Consider the following 1391-nt stretch of genomic DNA (forward strand, 5'->3'; position numbering starts at 1 on the left):
AGCCAGTAGCGTTTGTGTTGGAAGGGGTAGGTGGGGAGGGGGATGCGGCGGCGTTGTTGTTGGTTGTAGTAGTTGGTCCAGTGGGGTGTGGTGCCGGTGAGCCAGAGGGTGGCGAGGGTGCGTTGGATGGTTTCGGGGGCGGTGCGGCGGTCGCGTTTGTGGGGGAGTGAGGAGAGGGTGGTGGTGTGGGTGTTGGTGTGGGTGAGGATGCGGCGGGCGAGGCTGCTGAAGGTTTGGCCGGGGCCGATTTCGAGGAGGGTGGTGTTTGGTTGGGTGGTGGCGGTTTGGATGCCGGTGACGTATTCGACGGTGGTGAGGATGTGGTTGCCCCAGTAGTGGGGGTCGGTGGCTTGGTCGTCGGTGATCCAGGTGCCGGTGGTGTTGGAGATGAAGGGTGTGTGGGGGGTGTTGCGTTGGGTGGTGGCGACGGCGGTGGTGAATTCGTCGACCATGGGTTTCATGAGGTTGGAGTGGAAGGCGTGGGAGGTGGTGACGGGTTGGGTGGGCCAGCCGTGTTCTTCGGCGGTGTGGGTGAAGGTGTTGATGGCTTCGTGGGTGCCGGAGATGACGCAGTCGCGGGGGCCGTTGTGGGTGGCGAGGGAGAGGTCGTGGGTGAGGGCGGCTTCGACGGTGGTGCGGTCGGCCATGATGTTGAGCATGGCGCCGGGGGGTTGGTTTTGCATGAGGCGGCCGCGTAGGGCGACGAGGTGGAGTGCGTCGGGGAGGGTGAAGACGCCGGCGAGGCAGGCGGCGACCCATTCGCCGAGGCTGTGGCCGATCATGGCGGTGGGTGTGATGCCCCAGGAGTGCCAGAGTTGGGTGAGGGCGTATTCGATGGTGAAGAGGGCGGGTTGGGCCCATTGGGTCTGGTCGAGTCGGGTGTCGGGGGTGAAGATGATGTCGCGGATGTCGTGGCCGAGGTGTGGTGTGAGGAGTTCGGCGCATTGGTCGACGGTGGTGCGGAAGGTGGGTTCTTGTTGGTAGAGGTCGTGGGCCATGCCGGTGTGTTGGGTGCCTTGGCCGCTGAAGATGTATACGAGTGGTGGTGTGTGGGTTGTGGTGTGGGCGGTGAGGACGTGGGCGGGGTCGCGGGTTTCGAGTGCGGTGGCGATGGCGGTGGGGGTGTTGCCGGTGACGGTGCGGCGGTGGGGGAAGGTGCGGCGGCCGGTGGCGAGGGTGTGGGCGGCGTCGGCGAGGTTGGGTTGTTCGTGGCGTAGGTGGGTGGCGAGTTGGTCGGTGGCTTGTTCGAGGGCTTGGGGTGTGCGGGCGGAGAGGATGAGTGTTTCGGTGGGGTGGGGGCTGGTGGTGGTTGGTTGGGGTTGGGGGGCTTCCTCGAGGATGAGGTGTGCGTTGGTGCCGCCGAAGCCGAAGGCGCTGATGCCGGCGCGGCG

Annotated in this window: 1 protein-coding gene; it reads right to left on the reverse strand. The window is 66.1% G+C overall.

The window, feature by feature from the left end; genetic code table 11:
• Positions 1-1391 (reverse strand): type I polyketide synthase (locus ABZ441_RS33530; protein WP_358981193.1); only part of this gene is annotated, 1391 nt, incomplete at both ends.

This window comes from Streptomyces sp. NPDC005752 (genome assembly GCF_040630715.1).
Taxonomy (GTDB): Bacteria; Actinomycetota; Actinomycetes; order Streptomycetales; family Streptomycetaceae; genus Streptomyces.